Genomic DNA, 17,658 nt, shown 5'->3' with positions numbered 1-17,658 from the left:
TCACTTCTTGGGAAGGGTCGGGCCTCAGCCCTTGACGGCGCCGGTCAGGCCGCCGACGATGCGGCGCTCGAAGATGCTGAAGAAGATCAGCGCCGGAATCATGGAGAGGGAGGTGAATGCCAGCACCTTCGCGGTGTCGACGGAGTACTGCGACGAGAACGCCTGGACTCCGAGCGGCAGCGTGAAGGTGGCCTCGTTGTTGAGGAGGAAGAGCGGCAGCAGGTAGCTGTTCCAGCTCGCGATGAACGCCAGGATGCCCACGGTGATCACCCCGGGCAGGGAGAGTCGCAGCACCATCCGCCAGAAGAAGCCGAGCCGGCTGCAGCCGTCGATGAAGGCGGCCTCCTGGATCTCGTCCGGGATCGCCCGCAGGAACGGGACCAGGATGATGATCGTGGTCGGCAGTGCGAACGCGATCTGTGGCAGGATGACGCCGGTGAGCGAGTTCATCAGGCCCAGGTTGCGCACCACGATGTACAGCGGCGTGATGGCCACCGTGATCGGGAACATCAGGCCGGCGGCGAACAGGGCGTAGAGGATGCCGCGCCCGCGGAAGCTGTAGCGGGCGAGCACATAGCTCGCCATCAGCCCCAGGACGATGACGCCGAGAGTGGTGACGACCGCGACGATCGTCGAGTTGAGCACCTCCTGCCAGAAGACCCCGCCGGTGAGCACGCCGAGATAGTTCTGGACGTTCCACGGGTTGGGGAACCCGGCCGGGTCGACCGTGATCTGCGAGTTGGTGCGGAAGCCGCCCAGCACGATGTAGATGATCGGCGCCAGCATCAGCGCGATCACGATGAGGGCGACGAAGTAGACGGTCGGCGAACCCCACGGCAGGCTCTTGGCCTTCTTGCGGCTCGGCGCCTCCAGGACGCCCGGCGCGTCCGGTGCGTCCGGTACGGCGATCAACGCGCTCATCGGTTCTTCCTTCCGGTGCGCCTGTCACCCGTGATCGCGCCGTCGGTGTCGCGCCGGAGCACGAACCGCTGGTAGAACAGCGCGACGATCAGGGAGATCAGGAAGATCACGACGGCGACGGCGTTTCCGTAGCCGAAGTTGCCGGCGTTGCGGCCGTTGGCGACCATGTAGGTCGCCATGGTCGAGGTACCGGCGGTGGAGGCCACGTACTGGCCCCAGATGATGTAGACGAGGTCGAACAGCTGCAGCGCGCCGATGATCGACAGGAACGCCCAGATCCGGAGTGTCGGGCCGAGCAGCGGCAGAGCGATCCGCCGCTGGATCTGCCAGTAGGAGGCCCCGTCGAGCGCGGCCGCTTCGTACAGCTCCTCCGGGATGCCCTGGAGTCCGGCGAGGAAGAGGATGACGGCGAAGCCGACGTACTTCCAGGTCAGGATGGCCAGCAGCGTCCAGATGGCGATGCTCGGGTCCGACAGCCAGTCGTGGACCAGGAAGTCCAGCCCGAGGTTCTTGAGCATGCCGTTGAGCGCGCCGTTCGTGGCGAGCATCAGGCTCCACCCGGTTCCGACGACGACCTCGGCGATGACGTAGGGGACGAAGATGAGGACGCGGATGATGGACTGCCCGCGCATCTTCCGGTTCAGCAGCAGTGCCAGCAGAATCGCCACCGGCCCCTGCAGCACGATCGAGCCGATGACGATCAGGGCATTGTGCCAGAGGGCCTGCTGGAAGGCCGAGTCTTGGAGGATCGTGATGTAGTTCTGCAGACCGATGAAGTCGGTCGCCGGACCGTAGCCCTGCCAGCGGAAGAAGCCGTAGTAGGCGGCGATCACGACCGGGAAGATCACGAAGGCGATGAAGACGATCGCCGCGGGCCCTGCAAGCAGGAGGATCTCCAGGCGCATGGCCCAGCCGGTGCGTTTGCGGCCGCGCTGCTGCGGTGGGAGCGACGCGACTGCGCCGCTCCCACCGTGCTGCGCGAGGTCCGACTTCGGCAGGATGCCGGTGGACGTGTTCTCGCGGGTGTTGCTCACGAGGTCAGCCCTCTCAGCCCTTCTTGGCAGCGTCGTTGGCTGCCTGGATGAGCTGCTTCGGGTCGCTCTTGCCCGCCAGCATGTCGACGACCGCGACGTTCAGCGCGTTGCCGACGTTCTGGCCGAGGACCGTGTCGAGCCACTGCGAGACGTACGGGGCCTTGTTGTAGGCGGCCAGCACATCCTTCAGGTAGGGCTCGGTGACGACCTTCTGCGCCTCGGAGTTCACCGGCGGAGCGTTGAAGGCCTTGTAGTAGGCCTCCTGCTGCGGGGTGGTGGCGACGAAGTTCAGGAAGTCGGCGCACTCCTTCGGAGCCTTGACCGAGCACGAGTAACCGTCGACGCCACCCATGATCGAGCCGGGCTCGCCCTTGCCGCCGGAAACCTCGGGGAAGGGGTAGAAGCCCAGGTCGGGCAGCGGCTTCTGGTCGGGGGTCAGGGACGCGATCACTCCCGGGTCCCAGGCGCCCATGAGCTCCATCGCGGCCTTGTGGTTCGCGACGAGGCCGGCCGAGCTGCCAGCGCCCTGCTGGGCGGAGGTGGTGAGGAAGCCGTCGTTGAAGGGCTTGGTGTCCGAGAACTTCTGCAGGTCCTCAGCTGCCTTCAGCCAGCAGCCGTCGCTGAACGACTTGGAGTCGGCGGTCTTCTCCATGGTCGAACCGGCGCACTCGCGGAGAGCGAACCAGTAGAACCAGTGGGCGGCCGGCCAGGCGTCCTTGGCGCCGAGGGCGATCGGGGCGACCCCGGTGGCCTTCAGCTTCGTGACGTCCGCGTTGAGGTCGTCGATCGTCTTCGGTGCCTCGGTGATGCCGGCTGCCTTGAACAGGTCCTGGCTGTGGAAGAGACCGCCCGGCAGCACGGCGATGGGCATGGCCCACACCTTGTCCTGGTAGGTCTCCGCCTTGAAGGATCCTGCGGAGATGTTCTTCTTCGTCTCGGACGACACCTTGCCGGTGATGTCCATCAACTGGCCGGCGTTGACCATGGCCGCCATCTTCCCGCCGCCTCGCTGCAGGAAGATGTCGGGTGCGTCGCCGGAGTTGAGTGCGGTCTGCAGCTTGCCGTCCAGATCTTCGTTCTGGATGGACTGGACCTTGATGGTGACGTTCGGGTTCGCCTTCTCGAACGCGGCGACGGCATCCTTCCAGAACGCCTGACCGGGACCGGTCGTGGAGTTCTGCCAGAGGGTCATGCTGACCTTGCCGTTGCTGCTCGAGCTGTCGGAGCCGCCGCTGCACCCGGTGAGGGCGAGCGCGCCGGCCATCACGACGGCGGCCCCAGTAAGGAGCTTGGTGCCTTTCATGTGATTCCAACCTGTTCTCTTCGTTGAGGTGGGGACGACGGAAGTGTCGCAAGTGCTGTGCACGGTGTCAAACGTTTTCGAAAACCTTTTCTACGCTATGCTCGTGCGTCATGGGACGACGTCCGACCATCAACGATGTGGCCGAGGCGGCCGGTGTTTCGGTCGCCACGGTGTCCAAGGCCGTCAACGGTCGGTACGGGGTCGCGGTGGAGACGGTCGAGCGCGTCCTCCAGGTCGTGCAGGAGCTAGGGTACGAATCCAGCCTGGTCGCCAGCAGCATGCGGTCACGCCGCACAGGCGTGATCGGCGTGCTGGTCGCCGACTTCGAGCCGTTCTCCGCGGAGATCCTCAAGGGCGTCGGCGCCGCCCTCCACGACTCGCGCTACGACCTGCTCGCGTACAGCGGATCGCGGCAGCCGTCGAGCGAGGGCTGGGAGCGGCGCTCGCTCAGCCGGCTCAGCGGGACGCTCATCGACGGTGTCATCATGGTCACCCCGACCGTCGTCAGCGCGAACGCGGACGTCCCGATGGTCGCGATCGACCCGCACACCGGCCGGGCGGACGTGCCGACGGTCGAGTCGGACAGCTTCGGCGGGGCGCGCAACGCGACCGCCTTTTTGATCGGCCTCGGTCATCGCCGCATCGCGTTCGTGGCCGGCCGTCCCGATCTCCGCTCGTCGAGCCTGCGCGATGCGGGATACCGGCGCGCGTTGAGCGAGGCGGGCATCCCGTTCGATCCGTCGCTCATCGCGGTCGGGCGCTACGAGCACGACACGGTGCGCGAGGTTGCGCTGCCCCTGCTCAGCCGCGCCGACCGGCCGACCGCTGTGTTCGCCGCGAACGACATCTCCGCGATCGCGGTGATCGAGGTGGCGGCCGAGCTGGGCCTGGACGTCCCGCGCGACCTCTCCGTCGTGGGTTTCGACGACGTGCCGGAGGCGTCGCAGTACGGTCCGCCGCTCACCACCGTGCGGCAGCCGATGCAGAGCCTCGGCGCGGCGGCCGTCGACCTGCTGCTCGCGCTGATGAACGGCGAGACGCCGGAGCGCATCCACCTCCGCCTCCCGACCCGCCTGGTCCGCCGCGCCACCACCGCCCCGCCCGCCTCCGCCTGACGCGCGCCCCTGCGCCTGTGCCCGCGCCCGTCCCTTCCGTCACGATTTGCGCCAAATCACGGTTCTCGCACACTGAGAACCGAGAGTTGGCGCAAATCTCGCAGAGCTTTGCGAGGGTGGGAGGCGTCAGCGGGAGAAGCGCGCCGCGAGCCACGCGGCCTGCGTACGGAAGTGCTGCGCCCCGCCGCCCTCGTGGTCGTTGAACGGGTACACCTCGATCGCGCGATCCTCCGCCGCCAGGTGGTTGTACGCCGCGAAGGTCGTCGACGGAGGCACCACCGTGTCCATGAGCGCGACCGAGAAGAGCGAGGGCGCGTGGATGCGGCGGGCGAAGTTGACGCCGTCGATGTACGACAGCGTGCGGAACACGTCCGCGACCTCGTCCCGGTGCACCGACAGGTAGGTGGCGAGCTCCAGGTACGGGCCGCCCGCCGCGATCTCCGTGCCGCGGCGGATAGCGCACAGGAACGCGACGTCCGGCAGCACGGCCGCGACGTCGGCAAGCGCGCCGGCCGCCAGCGCGATGCCGCCGCCCTGGCTGCCGCCGGTGACGGCGATCCGCTCGGAGTCGACGAACGGGAGCGTGCGGGTCGCGTCGACCGCCCGCACCGCATCCGTGAAGACGCGCCGGTAGTAGTAGGTTTCCGGCGAGTGGATGCCGCGGGTCATCACACCCGGCGTTGCCGGCCCCGACCCGTGCGGGTCGGGGGTGTCGCCGCCGCTGCCCCAGCCGCTGCCCTGGCCGCGCGTGTCCACGAAGACGTGCACGTAACCGGCCAGCGCCCACGACACGTTCTCGCCGGCGAGGCCGCGTCCGCCGCCGTAGCCCTGGTACTGCACGACGGCGGGGAGCGGTCCCTCGGCGTGCAGCGGGCGCGACACCCAGGCGCGCACCGGCTCGCCGCCGAAGCCGGGGAAGACCAGGTCTTCGACGATGAGCTGCGTCACCGGGGTGTCGGCGGGCGTGAGCTCCGGGGTGCCGCCGGCCGCCCGCGCCTCGGCGATCGTGCGCTCCCAGAACGCGTCGAAGTCGGCAGGTTCCTGCACCTCCGGCCGGAAGGCGAGGAGTTCGGCGTGGGTCAGGTCGGTGAGCGGCATCGGTCTCGCTTTCGGCACGGTTTTCCGGGGGATGCAGCAGGCGGAGGGGTACAGGTTCCTCCGTGCGGCTGGGCGCCATTGTGGCACAGCCCCGGCCGGCTGCCCCGGATGTGCGACAGTGGCTGCATGCCCGCACCGTCCCGTCCGACGCTGGAGGCGATCGCCCGGGAGGCGTCCGTCTCGCTGTCGACCGTGTCGAAGGTGCTGAACGGCCGGCCCGGTGTGTCTGCGGTGACCCGTCGCCGCGTCGAGGACCTGCTGCACGACTCCGGCTACGCCCGGCGGGGCGTGGATGCGGAGCGCGGCGAGGCGGTCGAGCTGGTCCTCGAGAACCTGGCGAGCGAATGGTCGGTCGAGGTCATCCGCGGGGTCGAGCGGGTCACCCGTCAGAACGGCCTGGCCATGACGCTGTCGACCATCGGCGACTACCACGCGGTCGGCGACGAGCTGATCACGGGAGTGCTGCGGCGGAAGCCGATCGCGATCGTGCTGCAGTTCTCGAACCTCACGGCCGACCACCGGCGGCAGCTGCGCACCAGGAACATTCCGTTCGTCGTAGTGGATCCGGCGGGTGACCCGCCGCCGGACGTCCCGGCGATCGGTGCGACGAACTGGGCGGGCGGCGTCGCCGCGACCCGCCACCTCCTGAGCCTGGGCCACCGGCGCATCGCGGCGATCGGCGGCCCGGACGACCTGATGTGCTCGCGCGCCCGGATCGCCGGCTACCAGTCGGCCATGCAGGAGGCGGGAATCCCGGTCCCGGCGGAGCGTGCTGCCGGCGGCTTCTCGCGCGCCGACGGTGAGCGCGAGGGCCGCCGCCTGCTGCAGCATCCCGACCGGCCGACCGCGATCGTGTGCGCCAACGACATGCAGGCGCTCGGCGTGTACGACGCCGCCTTCTCGCTCGGACTCGACGTTCCGCGCGACGTCTCGGTGGTCGGATTCGACGACGCACCCTCCGCGGCGTGGGCACGACCGCCCCTGACGACCGTGCGGCAGCCGCTCCAGGAGATGGCGGAGGAGGCGACGCGCCTGGCGCTGCGGCTGCGCGCCGGAGACGTCGAGAACCCCCGGCTGGAGCTCGCCACCGCTCTGGTGGAGCGCGCTTCGACGGCCGCGCCGGCACTCTGACGAAAGTTTTCCAACCATCAGGGGAAACTTGCCCGCCTCGCGGAGCGCGAACTAGCGTCACCAAGGGACCACGACACGAAGGACGATGATGACCGACGACAAGCCGCAGCTCCGGGTCGCGATGATCGGCTACGGGTTCATGGGCGCCGCCCACTCGCAGGGCTGGCGCACCGCGCCGCGGTTCTTCGACCTGCCCGCCGAACCCGTCATGTCCGTGATCGTGGGGCGGGACGCCTCCCGGGTCGAAGACGCCCGCCGCCGGTTCGGCTGGCTGCGCGCCGAGACGGACTGGCGCGCCGCGGTGGACGACCCGGACATCGACGTGATCGACATCTGCACCCCCGGCGACAGCCACGCGGAGATCGCGATCGCCGCGCTCGACGCCGGCAAACACGTGCTCTGCGAGAAGCCGCTCGCCAACACCGTCGCCGAGGCGGAGGCGATGACCGCGGCGGCCGAGCGCGCCGCCGCCCGCGGCATCCGCTCGATGGTCGGCTTCAGCTACCGTCGCGTCCCCGCCATCGGTTTCGCGCGGTCGCTGGTCGAGCAGGGCCGCCTCGGCGTCATCCGCCAGGTGCGTGCGCTCTACCTCCAGGACTGGCTCCGCGACGAGGACGGCCCGATGACCTGGCGGCTCGACAAGGCGTCCGCGGGCTCCGGCTCGCTCGGCGACATCGGCGCGCACGCCGTCGACCTCGTCGAGCACCTCACCGGCTCGCTGCTGAGCGGCGTGTCCGGGACGCTGGCGACGTTCGTCGAGGAGCGCCCGCTCCTGGGCGAGGGCGTCGGACTCTCTGGCACCGCGTCCGCCGAGCGCGGCCGGGTGACCGTCGACGATGCCGCCTGGTTCACGGCGCGACTGGAGGGCGGGGCCGCGAACGGCGCGATCGGTGCGTTCGAGGCCACCCGCTACGCGACCGGACGGAAGAACGCCCTACGGATCGAGCTGAGCGGATCGCGCGGAGCCATCGCCTTCGACCTCGAGGAGATGAACGAGCTGGAGTTCTACGATGCCACGGCGCCGGCCGGAGAGCAGGGCTTCACGCGCATCATCGTCACCGAGCCCCAGCATCCCTACATGGCGAACTGGTGGCCGACCGGGCACGCGATCGGCTACGAGCACGCGTTCAGTCACGAGGTCGTCGACTTCGTGACCGCCATCGGCGAGGGCACCGACCCCGAGCCGTCGTTCGCCGACGGCCTCCACATCCAGCGCGTGCTCGACGCCGTCGAGCGCAGCGCCGCGTCCGGCAGCGCCTGGACCCCCATCCCCTGACCCGCCGCCGACGCCGGACGCCGCCGCCGAGCACAGGAAAAACGTCGCGAAAAAGACCGATCCGAGGGCATCAATCCTGTGCTCGCGGGCTGAGGAAGGAAGCATGAGCAAGCAGGCATTGATCGTCCGCGGAGGGTGGGATGGGCACATGCCCGTCGAGACCACGGAGTCGTTCGTCCCGTTCCTGCGGGACAACGGCTACGACGTACGGATCGAGGAGGGCACCGCCGTGTACGCCGACGAGGCGTTCATGAACACCGTGGACCTGATCGTCCAGGTGAACACCATGAACACCATCGCGCCCGAGGAGTTCCGCGGTCTCCAGCGCGCGGTGCTGAACGGCACCGGCATGGCGGGCTGGCACGGCGGCATCGCCGACTCCTACCGCGACAACGCGGACTACCTCCACATGATCGGCGGACAGTTCGCCCACCACGCGGGCAAGGATCCGGCCGAGCGCGTCGGCGACCAGTCGGACAACTACATCCCGTACACCGTGCACATCACCGAGTACGGGAAGGCGCATCCGATCACCGAGGGGATAGCGGACTTCGACCTCGTCACCGAGCAGTACTGGGTGCTGAGCGACGAGTACAACGACGTGCTCGCGACGACCACGCAGGAGGTCCGCCCCTGGGACGCCTGGAACCGCCCGGTCACCTCGCCGGCGATCTGGACGCGCCAGTGGGGCGAAGGCCGGATCTTCGTCTCGGCGCCGGGCCACCGGCTCGAGATCGTCGAGAGCCAGCCGGTGCGCACCATCATCGAGAGGGGGCTGCTGTGGGCGTCCCGCTGAATATCGGCGTCATCGGTGTCGGCGTGATCAGCCGGCAGTACTTCGAGCACTTCCCGCAGCTGCCGAACCTGCGCCTGACCGCGGTCGCCGACCTCGACCTCGACCGCGCGTCGGCCGTCGCCGACGAGCAGGGCGTCGTCGCGCTGTCGGTCGACGATCTGCTCGCCGACGACCGGTTGGATGCGGTGCTCAACCTGACCATCCCGAAGGCGCACGCCGACATCGCGCTGCGCGCTCTGGCGGCGGGCAAGCACGTGTACGGCGAGAAGCCGCTCGCGCTGTCCACCGCGGAAGGGCGTCCCGTGCTGGATCGAGCCGCCGCTCTCGGCCTCCGCGTCGGCAGCGCGCCCGACACGGTGCTCGGGACGGGCATCCAGACGGCGCTATCGCTTCTGGACGCCGGGCGGATCGGCGACCCGGTCGCCGCCGCGGTCGCGTGGACCGCACCCGGGCACGAGCTGTGGCATCCGGCGCCCGCGTTCTACTACCAGCCCGGCGGAGGGCCGCTCTTCGACATGGGCCCGTACTACCTGACGAGCCTCGTCACCTTCTTCGGGCCGGTCGTGCGCGTGTCCGGCGCGACCGGGCGGTCGACGCGGGAGCGGACGGTCGCGACCGGTCCGCTCGCCGGCTCGGTGATCCCGGTCGAGGTGGATACGCACGTCACGGCCATCCTGGAGCACGCGTCCGGCGTCATCTCCACCGTCACGGTGTCGTTCGAGGTCTGGGCGAGCCGCACCCCGAAGTTCGAGGTCTACGGAACGGCCGGCACGCTCGCCGTCCCGGATCCGAACATGTTCTCGGACACGGTGCAGCTGGCGACCGCCGACGACCGCGAGTTCCGGGATGTGCCGGTCGCCGCGGGCTATGCGGACGCGGGCCGCGGCTACGGCTTGGCGGACATGGCGCATGCCATCGAGACCGGGCGGCTGCATCGGGCCTCCGGCGACCTGGCCTTCCATGTGCTCGAGATCATGGAAGCGGTCGTCCGCGCGGGGTCCACGCACACGGTGGTGGAGCTGACCTCGACCGTCGAGCGCCCGGCGCCGGTTCCTCTGGGGGCGCGTCCCGAGACGTGGTGACCGGTCGGCTAGTGCCGCCCGACGGTACAGTTACGGGAAAATGGACAGCAGGACGACGGGGACGAACCTCGACACGGTGCGACGGCACAACCTCGCCACCATCCTCGGGCTCGTGCACCGGGAGGGACCGCTGGCGCGCTCCGCGCTCACGCAGGCGACCGGGCTGAACCGGTCGACCGTCGGAGCGCTGGTGGGCGAGCTCGTCGATCTCCGGCTGGTTCAGGAACGGGAACCCGCCCTCAGCAACCGCGTCGGCCGTCCGTCGCCGCTCGTCGCTCCCGACGGCCGGGTCGTCGCGCTCGCGCTCAACCCGGAGATCGACGCCATCACCGTGGCCGTCGTCGGCTTGGATGCGACGGTGCAGCGCCGGGTGCGGTACCCGACCAAGCGCATCCCGACCGCGGCCGAGGCCGTGACGATCGCGACGGCCGTCATCGACGGGTTGCGCCCGGCGCTCGCCGAGGCGACGCGGGTGGTCGGCATCGGCGTCGCCGTTCCTGGGCTCGTGCGCGCCGCAGACGGGGTGGTCCGTCTCGCTCCGCACCTGGAGTGGGCGGAGGAGCCGTTCGCGGCGGAGCTCGCGGCGGCGACCGGGTATCCGGTCCTCGCCGCCAACGACGCCAGCCTCGGCGCCAACGCCGAGCGGCTGTTCGGCGCAGGCCGGGGGACCAGCGAGCTGGTGTACCTGAACGGCGGCGCTTCGGGCATCGGCGCGGGGGTCATCGTCAGCGGTTCTCCGCTGACCGGCATCAACGGTTACGCCGGCGAGCTCGGGCACACCCTCGTCAACTCGGCCGGTGTGCGCTGTCACTGCGGCGCTATCGGCTGCCTGGAGACGGAGGTCAGCCAGAGCGCGCTCCTAGGGGTGCTCGGGATGCGCGCGGCCGATCCGGAGGAGCTCGAACGCGCTCTGACCGCGGCCGTCGCCGCCGGTGACCCGGCAGTGGTGGGGGAGGTGGACCGCCAGCTCGGCTTCCTCGCGACCGCACTCCGCACCGCCACCAATGTCTTCGATCCGCAGCGGATCGTACTGGGCGGCTTCCTCGGGGCCCTGCATGCGCTGGATCCCGAGCGCCTTCCGCGCCTCGTGTCGCAGCAGGCGCTGGCCGGCGGGGAGGGACTGTCGATCGTCCGTGCGGAACTGGGGTCCGACATCCTGATGATCGGAGCAGCGGAGCTGGCGTTCGGTCCGCTCCTGGCGTCGCCCGCGTCATGACCGTATTACGAATGCGCACGTTCACATTTCGGGGTATCAGCCGCTAGGATTGGTTGTAGCCCGTTAATCGAATCGATTCGATGCAGGCTCCCGCACCGCTCACTGAAGCGGTGCCCCAGCGTCCGACGGCGGGCGCGGCCCTCCCTCGCCCCTCGACCTGCCAAGGACCCCTTTCGTGACCACCGTCGTGCATCCCGGAGACGCGCTCTCCGGCCGCCAGCGCCTCGCCTACATCCTCATCCTCGGCGCGCTCACCGCACTCGGGCCGTTCACCATCGACACGTACCTGCCGGCGCTCCCCACCCTGCAGAACGACTTCAGCGTGTCGACCGCCGCCATCCAGCTGACCCTGACCGCGACGACGATCGGTTTCGGCGTCGGCCAGCTGCTGGTCGGTCCGTGGTCGGACAAGATCGGCCGGCGCCTCCCGCTCATGGTCGCCACGGGCGTCCACATCATTGCGTGCCTCGCCGCCGCGATCGCTCCGAACGTCGAACTCCTCGGGGTCGCCCGCGCCCTGCAGGGCATCGGCGCCGCGGCCGGCGGTGTCGTCGCCATGGCCATGGTCCGCGACCTCTTCGGCGGACGCCCGCTGGTGCGAATGCTCAGCCGCCTCGCGCTCGTCAACGGCCTCGCGCCGGTGCTGGCGCCGGTGCTCGGCTCCACACTGCTGCTGGTGATGCCCTGGCGGGGGATCTTCCTGGTCCTCGCGGCGTACGGACTCTTCGTGATCGTGTGCGTCGCCCTGTGGATCGTCGAGACCCTGCCGAAGGAGCGCCGCCACGACGCCGGGCATTCCACGGTCGGACAGCGGTACCGGTCGGTGCTCAGCGACCGGGTCTTCGTCGGCATCGCGATCGTCGGCGCTGCGAACTTCACCGGCCTGTTCTCGTACCTGTCGTCGAGCTCGTTCATCTTCCAGGAGATCTACCGGTTCAACGCTCAGCAGTACGGCCTGCTGTTCGCCGTGAACTCGATCGGCATCATCATCGGCGTGCAGTCGGCGGCGCGGCTGACCAAGTACGTCGGACCGCAGTGGATCCTCGCGTGCTCCACGATCGTGATGTTCCTGTCGTCGGCGACGATCGTGGTGCTCGACCAGTCGCACGTCGGGCTCTGGGGCATCGTCATCCCGCTCTGGTTCTTCATCGCAGCCTGCGGCTTCGGCTTCCCGTGCGTCCAGGTGCTCGCCCTCGCCGGACACGGTCACGAAGCGGGGACGGCCGCCAGCCTTCTCGGAGCGCTCAACTTCGGTATCGCGGGCATCGTCTCCCCGGTCGTCGGAATCCTCGGCGTGGGCAGCGCCGTCCCGATGGCCACGGTGATGGCGATCTGCGCGCTGATCTCGATCGCCTCGCTCTGGCTCGTCGTCCGTCCGCGTACGGTTCCCGAACTCGCGCACTGAGCACTCCCTTGGCCGCGCATGCCGCCGCGGGTACCTTGACGGCATGAGCGCTCCACAGCCCGCCGTCCCGCCCGAGGAGGCCGAGGGCCACGATGTCGCCGGCGCCGCGCGCGTCACGCGCCGCTGGCCCGTCGTCGCGGCATCCGTGGGGGTCGTCGTGGTGGTGGTCCTCGGCGTGATCATCGCGCTCCGGCCGAAGGAGCCGTTCGCGCTCGACACCGAGTGGATGGGCGAGATCGTCGAGCACCGCTCCCCGCTGTGGCTCGGCCCCGCCCTGTTCTTCAACTACGCCGGCGGCGGCATCATCGGCTCGTTCGTGGTCCCGTTGCTGATCTTCCTGCTGCTGCTCGCATTCCGCAGGCCCTGGGGGGCGGCGTTCTTCGCGATCGCGAGCATCGTGTCGGTGGCGCTGGTGCAGCTGTTGAAGCACACGGTCGACCGGGCCCGGCCGACGGAGATCCTCGTGCACGCCGATACCGGTTCATTCCCGTCCGGGCATACGGCGAATGCGGCGACCATGGTCGTGGTGCTCGGCATCCTCTTCCCCCGGGTGTGGGTGTGGGTGATCGGCGTCGCCTGGGCGGTGCTGATGGCCGCCAGCCGCACCTATCTCGGTGCCCACTGGATCAGCGACACGGTCGGCGGACTCATCCTCGGCGCGGGTGTCGCGGTCATCGTGTGGACGCCGCTCGCTCACCGTCTGGCGCTGGAGGCGATAGAACCGCATCCGTTCTTCCTGGCCCGTTCGGCCCGTCAGTAGAGTTGCCCGCATGAGCGACGCGGACGCGCTGGCGAAGGCGCAGGCGGCGGCTGCGGCCGCGGCGGATGAGGCGGAACGGTTGCAGGCCGAGGCGGCGGAAGCCGTCCGGAAGGCGCAGGAGGCGTCGGCCGCGGCCGAGGCGCAGGCGGAGGCGGCGCGAGCCGAGGCGGCGCGGGCGGCTGCTGCGGCGACGGCGCCGGCTCCGACCGCGCCCACCGCATCCCCGAACGGCCCCCTCGATGCGGCCGAGGTGGATGCGGTGCGCACCGGGTACTCGTTCGACGGCGCCGTGCTCGAGCTGGGTGCGCTCGTCAACGGAGACCCCCTGGCCGACGTCCCCATCCGCATCCCGATCGGGATGACCAACCGGCACGGTCTGGTCGCCGGCGCGACCGGAACCGGCAAGACCAAGACGCTGCAGGTGCTCGCCGAGCAGCTGGCCGCTGCGGGCGTCCCGGTCTTCGCCGCCGACATCAAGGGAGACCTGTCCGGCATCGCAACGCCGGGCGCGTCGAGCGACAAGCTGCTCGAACGCACCCGCGGCATCGGACAGGACTGGGCCCCGCACGCAGCGACCACCGAGTTCTTCTCCCTGGGCGGCGTCGGCCGCGGCATCCCGGTCCGCGCCACGATCGCCGGCTTCGGCCCCCTGCTGCTGTCCAAGGTGCTGGGGTTGAACGAGACGCAGGAGTCGAGCCTCGGCCTCGTCTTCCACTACGCGGAGCAGGCTGGTCTGCCGCTGCTCGACCTTGGCGATCTGCGCGCCGTGCTCACCTATCTCTCCGGCGACGAAGGCAAACAGGAACTCGCCGGCCTCGGCGGCCTGTCCGGCGCGACTGTCGGCGTGATCCTTCGCGAACTGATCGCCTTCGCCGATCAGGGGGCCGACGCGTTCTTCGGCGAGCCCGAGATCGACACGGCCGAGTTCCTCCGGCTGGCACCCGACGGCACCGGCGTCGTCAGTCTGCTGGAGGTCCCGGGAGTCCAGGACAAGCCGGCTCTGTTCTCGACGTTCCTCATGTGGCTGCTGGCCGACCTCTTCAACGACCTGCCGGAGGTGGGCGACCTCGACAAACCGAAGCTCGTGTTCTTCTTCGACGAGGCGCATCTGCTGTTCCGCGACGCGTCGAAGGATTTCCTCGCCTCCATCACGCAGACCGTCCGGCTGATCCGGTCGAAGGGCGTCGGCATCTTCTTCGTCACTCAGACGCCGAAGGACGTGCCCTCCGACGTGCTCGCGCAGCTGGGTTCGCGCGTCCAGCATCAGCTGCGTGCGTTCACGCCCGACGACGCGAAGGCGCTGAAGGCCACTGTGTCCACCTATCCGACCTCCGGCTACGACCTCGCGCAGGTGCTCCAGTCGCTCGGCACCGGCGAGGCGATCGTGACCGTCATGAACGAGAAGGGTGCGCCGACCCCGGTCGCCTGGACGCGCCTCCGGGCGCCCCAGGGTTCCATGTCGCCCGCGCCCGACCAGCAGGTGGAGGCGACGATCGCCGCCTCCCCGTTGCAGGCGAAGTACGGCACCCCGCTCGACCGCGACTCCGCCCGGGAGATGCTGGGCCGGAAGCTGGACGCAGCGGCGGCGGCAGCGGCGAAGGCGCAGGCGGACGCCGAGGCAGCGAAAGCGGCGGCCGCGGCGGCGAAGCAGGCCGACGCGCAGGCCAAAGCCGACGCGAAAGCCCAGGATGCGGCCCAGCGCCAGGCGCAGAAGGAGTACGAGCGCATCCTCCGCCAGACGGCGCCGCGCACGACCGCGCGCCGCTCGTCGTCCCGCGCGGACAAGACCGTGCTGGAGCAGGTGCTCGGATCGAAAGCCACACGCGACATCCTGGGCAGCGTGGTGGAGGGCATCTTCGGCACACGCCGGCGCCGGTGAACGGAAATCACCCCTGTTAGCGGCGACCCGCGTGCGGTAGACAGATGGGGCTCTGACCGTGATCGAGGGGACGGTTGTGATCATGTCCGACGACGAGTACCTGCATCCGCCGCACCTGCCGCGTCTTCGCGAGCATGTCGGCATGGTCCGCTGGCGCCACAGCGGCGACGGGTGGATAGCCGAGACGGCGCGCGGACAGTTCGTCGGCGGCGACGGCCGCACGTGGGTCGTGCGCCACTACGACGGTGTCGAACTCGAGTACGACCTCGAGGAGTGGGCGCCGTACAAGTAGGCCGCGACGCTCGCCCCCGGCCTCAGGGCGCGAGCAGCGCCCTCGCGCGCCGAGCGACTCCCGCGGCGGCACCCGCCGCACCCGAGGACCCGGTCGGCGCGCCGTCCAGAGCAGCCCAGGTCGCCGACAGGGCGCCCCAGGCGAGCCCCCACTGGAGGACCCGCTGGGGCGTCATCCCGGTCTCCTGGGCGATCACCGCGACCGTGCGCTCGAGCCGGTCGGCACGCAACGCCACCTGCGGATCCGGATTGCACAGGATGTTCGCCACGTCGAACCCGGGGTCGCCGTGCACCGGCTTCGGGTCGATCGCCAGCCACCCGCGCTCGCCGAAGTCGAGCACGTTGCCGTGGTGGAGGTCGCCGTGCAGCACGACATCACCGGCCGGGTGCGCCAGCAGGTCGTCGGCGACGGCCGCGGCATCCGCGAAGAGACCGTCCGCGCTGGAGGGGGATGCTGCGCGGTCGAGGAGGTCGCGAAACCATCGCCGCAGACTGAACAGCCCGTCCGGGCGCGGCCGGTCGAACGTCCCGTGCACGGTCGTCCCGGTCCTGCACAGGATGCGCGTCGCTCCGTCGTCTCCGTCGGGTCCGCTCCTGGCGAGCTCGGCCAGGTCGCCGCCTCCCATCGCTCGCTCCACCAGCACCGCGTTCTCGTCGGATTCGAGCACGGCGGCGGCCCCGTGCCCGCGCCACCAGGTCAACACCGCGTTCCCGGCGCGCTCCTCCGGCGAGGCGGCCAGCTTGAGGAAGAGCCGATCGTGTCCGCGGCGAACCGGCTGCAGAACGCTCGATGCTGTGGTCAAGGCCTCGCCGTCGGCCTCGAGGCCCCAGCGCTCGCGCCACGGCGCGAGCAGCGCATCCTGCTCGATCACCGCGGTCGCTCCGCCGCAGCATAGCCGCCGGGGGTGGAGCCGATGACCGCCCGGAACTCGCGGCTGAAGTGGGCCTGGTCGGCGTAGCCCAGCTCCGCCGCGAGCTGCGCGAGCGACGGCGCCCCAGCCGTGCGCAGGGCGGCGGCCGCCTCCTGCAGCCGGTAGCGCTGGATCAGCCACTTCGGCCCGAAGCCGATGTGGCCGGCGACCAGGCGCTGCAGGTGACGGACGCCCACGCCGAAGCGGTCCGCCAGCTGTTCGACGCGCAGGAGTTCACGGTCGGCCTCGACCGCTGCGACGATCCGGTCCACGAGCCGCGCGTCATCGTCAGGCTCGGGCAGCCCATCCAGCCACGCCTCGAAGGCCTCCACGGCGCTGGCGTCGTCGCCGGCCTCCATCCGCTCCCGGACCTGCTCCCGCATGGCGGCAGTGCCCGGCACGACCAGTCGCTCCAGCGGGAGGATCCACGGCAGGCTCCGCACGGTTACGCCGGTCCAGCCGCGTGCGACTCCAGGATTCAGGAGCACGCCGAACGCCCATCCACGATCCTCGAGCACGCGGGAACTCATCCCGCGGTGCGCGCGATGCAGCGCTGCGGCTCTGCGCTCGACCACGAGGTTCGCCGTCGGATACTCCAGCACGTCCTGACGAAGCGGCCCCGTGAGCGTGAGATCCCAGCGCGGCAGCCAGTAGTGCCGCACGAAGGCGGCGGCCCGCCCGGTGGGTGCCCGCCTCACGATCCTCACGGGAGCGCCCGCACCGGGGACTTCCCGCACAGGCGTGAGGAGCCCTTTGCTGAGCGGCTCGGCATCGGCGCGCGTGGTCACGCGGCCATCCTGGCACGCTCGCAGCGCTGAGGCGGTCAGCGGCCGAAGGGGAAGCGCTCGAACCAGTACATCAGGCGCGGCCAGGTGCGGCGCAGCTGGTTCGGCGTCATCGGCTCTTCGGGGCGGGTCACGGGGATGTCGAGCTCCTCCGCCACGCGCTCCATGTCGTCCTCGGACCAGAACTGGCCGCGCATCCGGATGAGGAGCCGGCCCTGGCGGGACGCGACGAAGAACTGCGGGAGGACATCGAGGGTGCTGCCCTCGTACACCTTCACCAGAATGGCCGCTCCGGCCTCGCCCGGTCCGACGCGCACCGTGCGCCCGAAGAATCCGCGCTCGCGCACACCTCCCGGCCCCAGAGTGATCGTGGTGCTCAAAAACGAGGTGACGCCGACGACGGTGGCCGCGATCACGATCAGGTGCGCGACGAGGACGAACGGCCAGGCCTGCGTCGGGATGGTCAGCCAGTAGAGGACGGCGAAGACCGGAGTGGTGAGGGCGAGGACCGCGATGATGCCGCGGAGGAACAGGTGGCGGTGCGGACGCAGGACGGTCTCGCGGGTCGATCCCGCATCCCTGTCCACGTCAGTCGCCTCGCTCACCCAATGAGCCTGACCGATCCCGAGCCGGGGCGGTAGCGGCATTTTGGGGG

17 protein-coding genes are annotated in these 17,658 nt (G+C 70.2%); 10 read left to right on the top strand and 7 right to left on the bottom strand.

Features of this window, described 5'->3' with window-relative positions; translation table 11 throughout:
* Window positions 1–24 precede the first annotated feature (24 nt).
* From QRN40_RS03180 to QRN40_RS03170, 3 genes are read right to left on the bottom strand one after another with little or no spacing between them, the layout of a single operon-like run.
* The gene (locus tag QRN40_RS03180) at window positions 25–921 is read right to left on the bottom strand and encodes a carbohydrate ABC transporter permease (RefSeq protein WP_285114032.1); all 897 of its coding nucleotides are present in this window, start codon (window positions 919–921) and stop codon (window positions 25–27) included.
* Window positions 918–1,955, bottom strand: a complete 1,038-nt coding sequence (locus QRN40_RS03175; protein WP_502878891.1) for a carbohydrate ABC transporter permease — start codon at window positions 1,953–1,955, stop codon at window positions 918–920. The genes QRN40_RS03180 and QRN40_RS03175 overlap by 4 nt, the downstream gene beginning before the upstream one ends.
* Before the next feature lie 13 nt (window positions 1,956–1,968).
* The gene (locus tag QRN40_RS03170; protein WP_285114031.1) at window positions 1,969–3,258 is read right to left on the bottom strand and encodes an extracellular solute-binding protein; all 1,290 of its coding nucleotides are present in this window, start codon (window positions 3,256–3,258) and stop codon (window positions 1,969–1,971) included.
* Window positions 3,259–3,368: 110 nt separating this feature from the next.
* Between QRN40_RS03170 and QRN40_RS03165 the strand changes: the two genes are divergently transcribed.
* The gene (locus tag QRN40_RS03165; protein WP_285114030.1) at window positions 3,369–4,373 is read left to right on the top strand and encodes a LacI family DNA-binding transcriptional regulator; all 1,005 of its coding nucleotides are present in this window, start codon (window positions 3,369–3,371) and stop codon (window positions 4,371–4,373) included.
* Window positions 4,374–4,499: 126 nt separating this feature from the next.
* On the opposite strand, the gene QRN40_RS03160 is transcribed toward QRN40_RS03165, so the two are convergent.
* A complete protein-coding gene (locus QRN40_RS03160; RefSeq protein WP_285114029.1) occupies window positions 4,500–5,471 on the bottom strand; it encodes an acetylxylan esterase in 972 nt (323 codons plus the stop codon).
* Between the two features lie 126 nt (window positions 5,472–5,597).
* Here QRN40_RS03160 and QRN40_RS03155 point away from each other — a divergent pair, with 126 nt between their 5' ends.
* The 9 genes from QRN40_RS03155 (at window position 5,598) to QRN40_RS03115 (ending at window position 15,308) form a co-directional block, all read left to right on the top strand.
* The gene (locus tag QRN40_RS03155) at window positions 5,598–6,602 is read left to right on the top strand and encodes a LacI family DNA-binding transcriptional regulator (protein WP_285114028.1); all 1,005 of its coding nucleotides are present in this window, start codon (window positions 5,598–5,600) and stop codon (window positions 6,600–6,602) included.
* 88 nt (window positions 6,603–6,690) lie between these two features.
* Window positions 6,691–7,878, top strand: coding sequence for a Gfo/Idh/MocA family protein (locus QRN40_RS03150; RefSeq protein ID WP_285114027.1), 1,188 nt, complete (start codon window positions 6,691–6,693; stop codon window positions 7,876–7,878).
* Window positions 7,879–7,981: 103 nt separating this feature from the next.
* Complete coding sequence (locus QRN40_RS03145; RefSeq protein ID WP_285114026.1) at window positions 7,982–8,674, top strand: ThuA domain-containing protein; 693 nt, start codon at window positions 7,982–7,984, stop codon at window positions 8,672–8,674.
* Window positions 8,659–9,756, top strand: coding sequence for a Gfo/Idh/MocA family protein (locus QRN40_RS03140; RefSeq protein ID WP_285114025.1), 1,098 nt, complete (start codon window positions 8,659–8,661; stop codon window positions 9,754–9,756). Before QRN40_RS03145 ends, QRN40_RS03140 begins: the two co-directional genes overlap by 16 nt.
* Window positions 9,757–9,796: 40 nt before the next feature.
* Window positions 9,797–10,972 carry an ROK family transcriptional regulator gene (locus tag QRN40_RS03135; RefSeq protein WP_285114024.1) on the top strand — a complete coding sequence of 392 codons (1,176 nt, stop codon included), beginning with the start codon at window positions 9,797–9,799 and terminating at the stop codon, window positions 10,970–10,972.
* A 175-nt stretch (window positions 10,973–11,147) separates the two neighbouring features.
* Window positions 11,148–12,377 (top strand): multidrug effflux MFS transporter, encoded by a 1,230-nt coding sequence (locus tag QRN40_RS03130; RefSeq protein WP_285114023.1) that lies wholly within the window; start codon window positions 11,148–11,150, stop codon window positions 12,375–12,377.
* Window positions 12,378–12,420: 43 nt separating this feature from the next.
* Window positions 12,421–13,137, top strand: a complete 717-nt coding sequence (locus QRN40_RS03125) for a phosphatase PAP2 family protein (protein ID WP_285114022.1) — start codon at window positions 12,421–12,423, stop codon at window positions 13,135–13,137.
* A 10-nt stretch (window positions 13,138–13,147) separates the two neighbouring features.
* Window positions 13,148–15,016: a helicase HerA-like domain-containing protein gene (locus QRN40_RS03120; protein WP_285114021.1), complete on the top strand. Its 1,869-nt coding sequence runs from the start codon at window positions 13,148–13,150 to the stop codon at window positions 15,014–15,016.
* 82 nt (window positions 15,017–15,098) lie between these two features.
* Window positions 15,099–15,308: a hypothetical protein gene (locus QRN40_RS03115; protein ID WP_285114020.1), complete on the top strand. Its 210-nt coding sequence runs from the start codon at window positions 15,099–15,101 to the stop codon at window positions 15,306–15,308.
* Between the two features lie 22 nt (window positions 15,309–15,330).
* Here the strand turns inward: QRN40_RS03115 and QRN40_RS03110 are convergent, their stop codons facing one another.
* Genes QRN40_RS03110 through QRN40_RS03100 form a run of 3 tightly spaced genes read right to left on the bottom strand, consistent with a single transcriptional unit; the run spans window position 15,331 to window position 17,608 of the window.
* Window positions 15,331–16,179: an aminoglycoside phosphotransferase family protein gene (locus QRN40_RS03110; protein ID WP_285114019.1), complete on the bottom strand. Its 849-nt coding sequence runs from the start codon at window positions 16,177–16,179 to the stop codon at window positions 15,331–15,333.
* Window positions 16,176–17,006 carry a helix-turn-helix domain-containing protein gene (locus tag QRN40_RS03105; RefSeq protein WP_285114018.1) on the bottom strand — a complete coding sequence of 277 codons (831 nt, stop codon included), beginning with the start codon at window positions 17,004–17,006 and terminating at the stop codon, window positions 16,176–16,178. Before QRN40_RS03105 ends, QRN40_RS03110 begins: the two co-directional genes overlap by 4 nt.
* A gap of 35 nt (window positions 17,007–17,041) precedes the next feature.
* A complete protein-coding gene (locus QRN40_RS03100; protein WP_285114017.1) occupies window positions 17,042–17,608 on the bottom strand; it encodes a hypothetical protein in 567 nt (188 codons plus the stop codon).
* Window positions 17,609–17,658 lie beyond the last annotated feature (50 nt).

Source organism: Leifsonia sp. fls2-241-R2A-40a (genome assembly GCF_030209575.1).
Taxonomy (GTDB): Bacteria; Actinomycetota; Actinomycetes; order Actinomycetales; family Microbacteriaceae; genus Leifsonia.
This window is presented reverse-complemented; position numbering and strand designations above follow the sequence as displayed.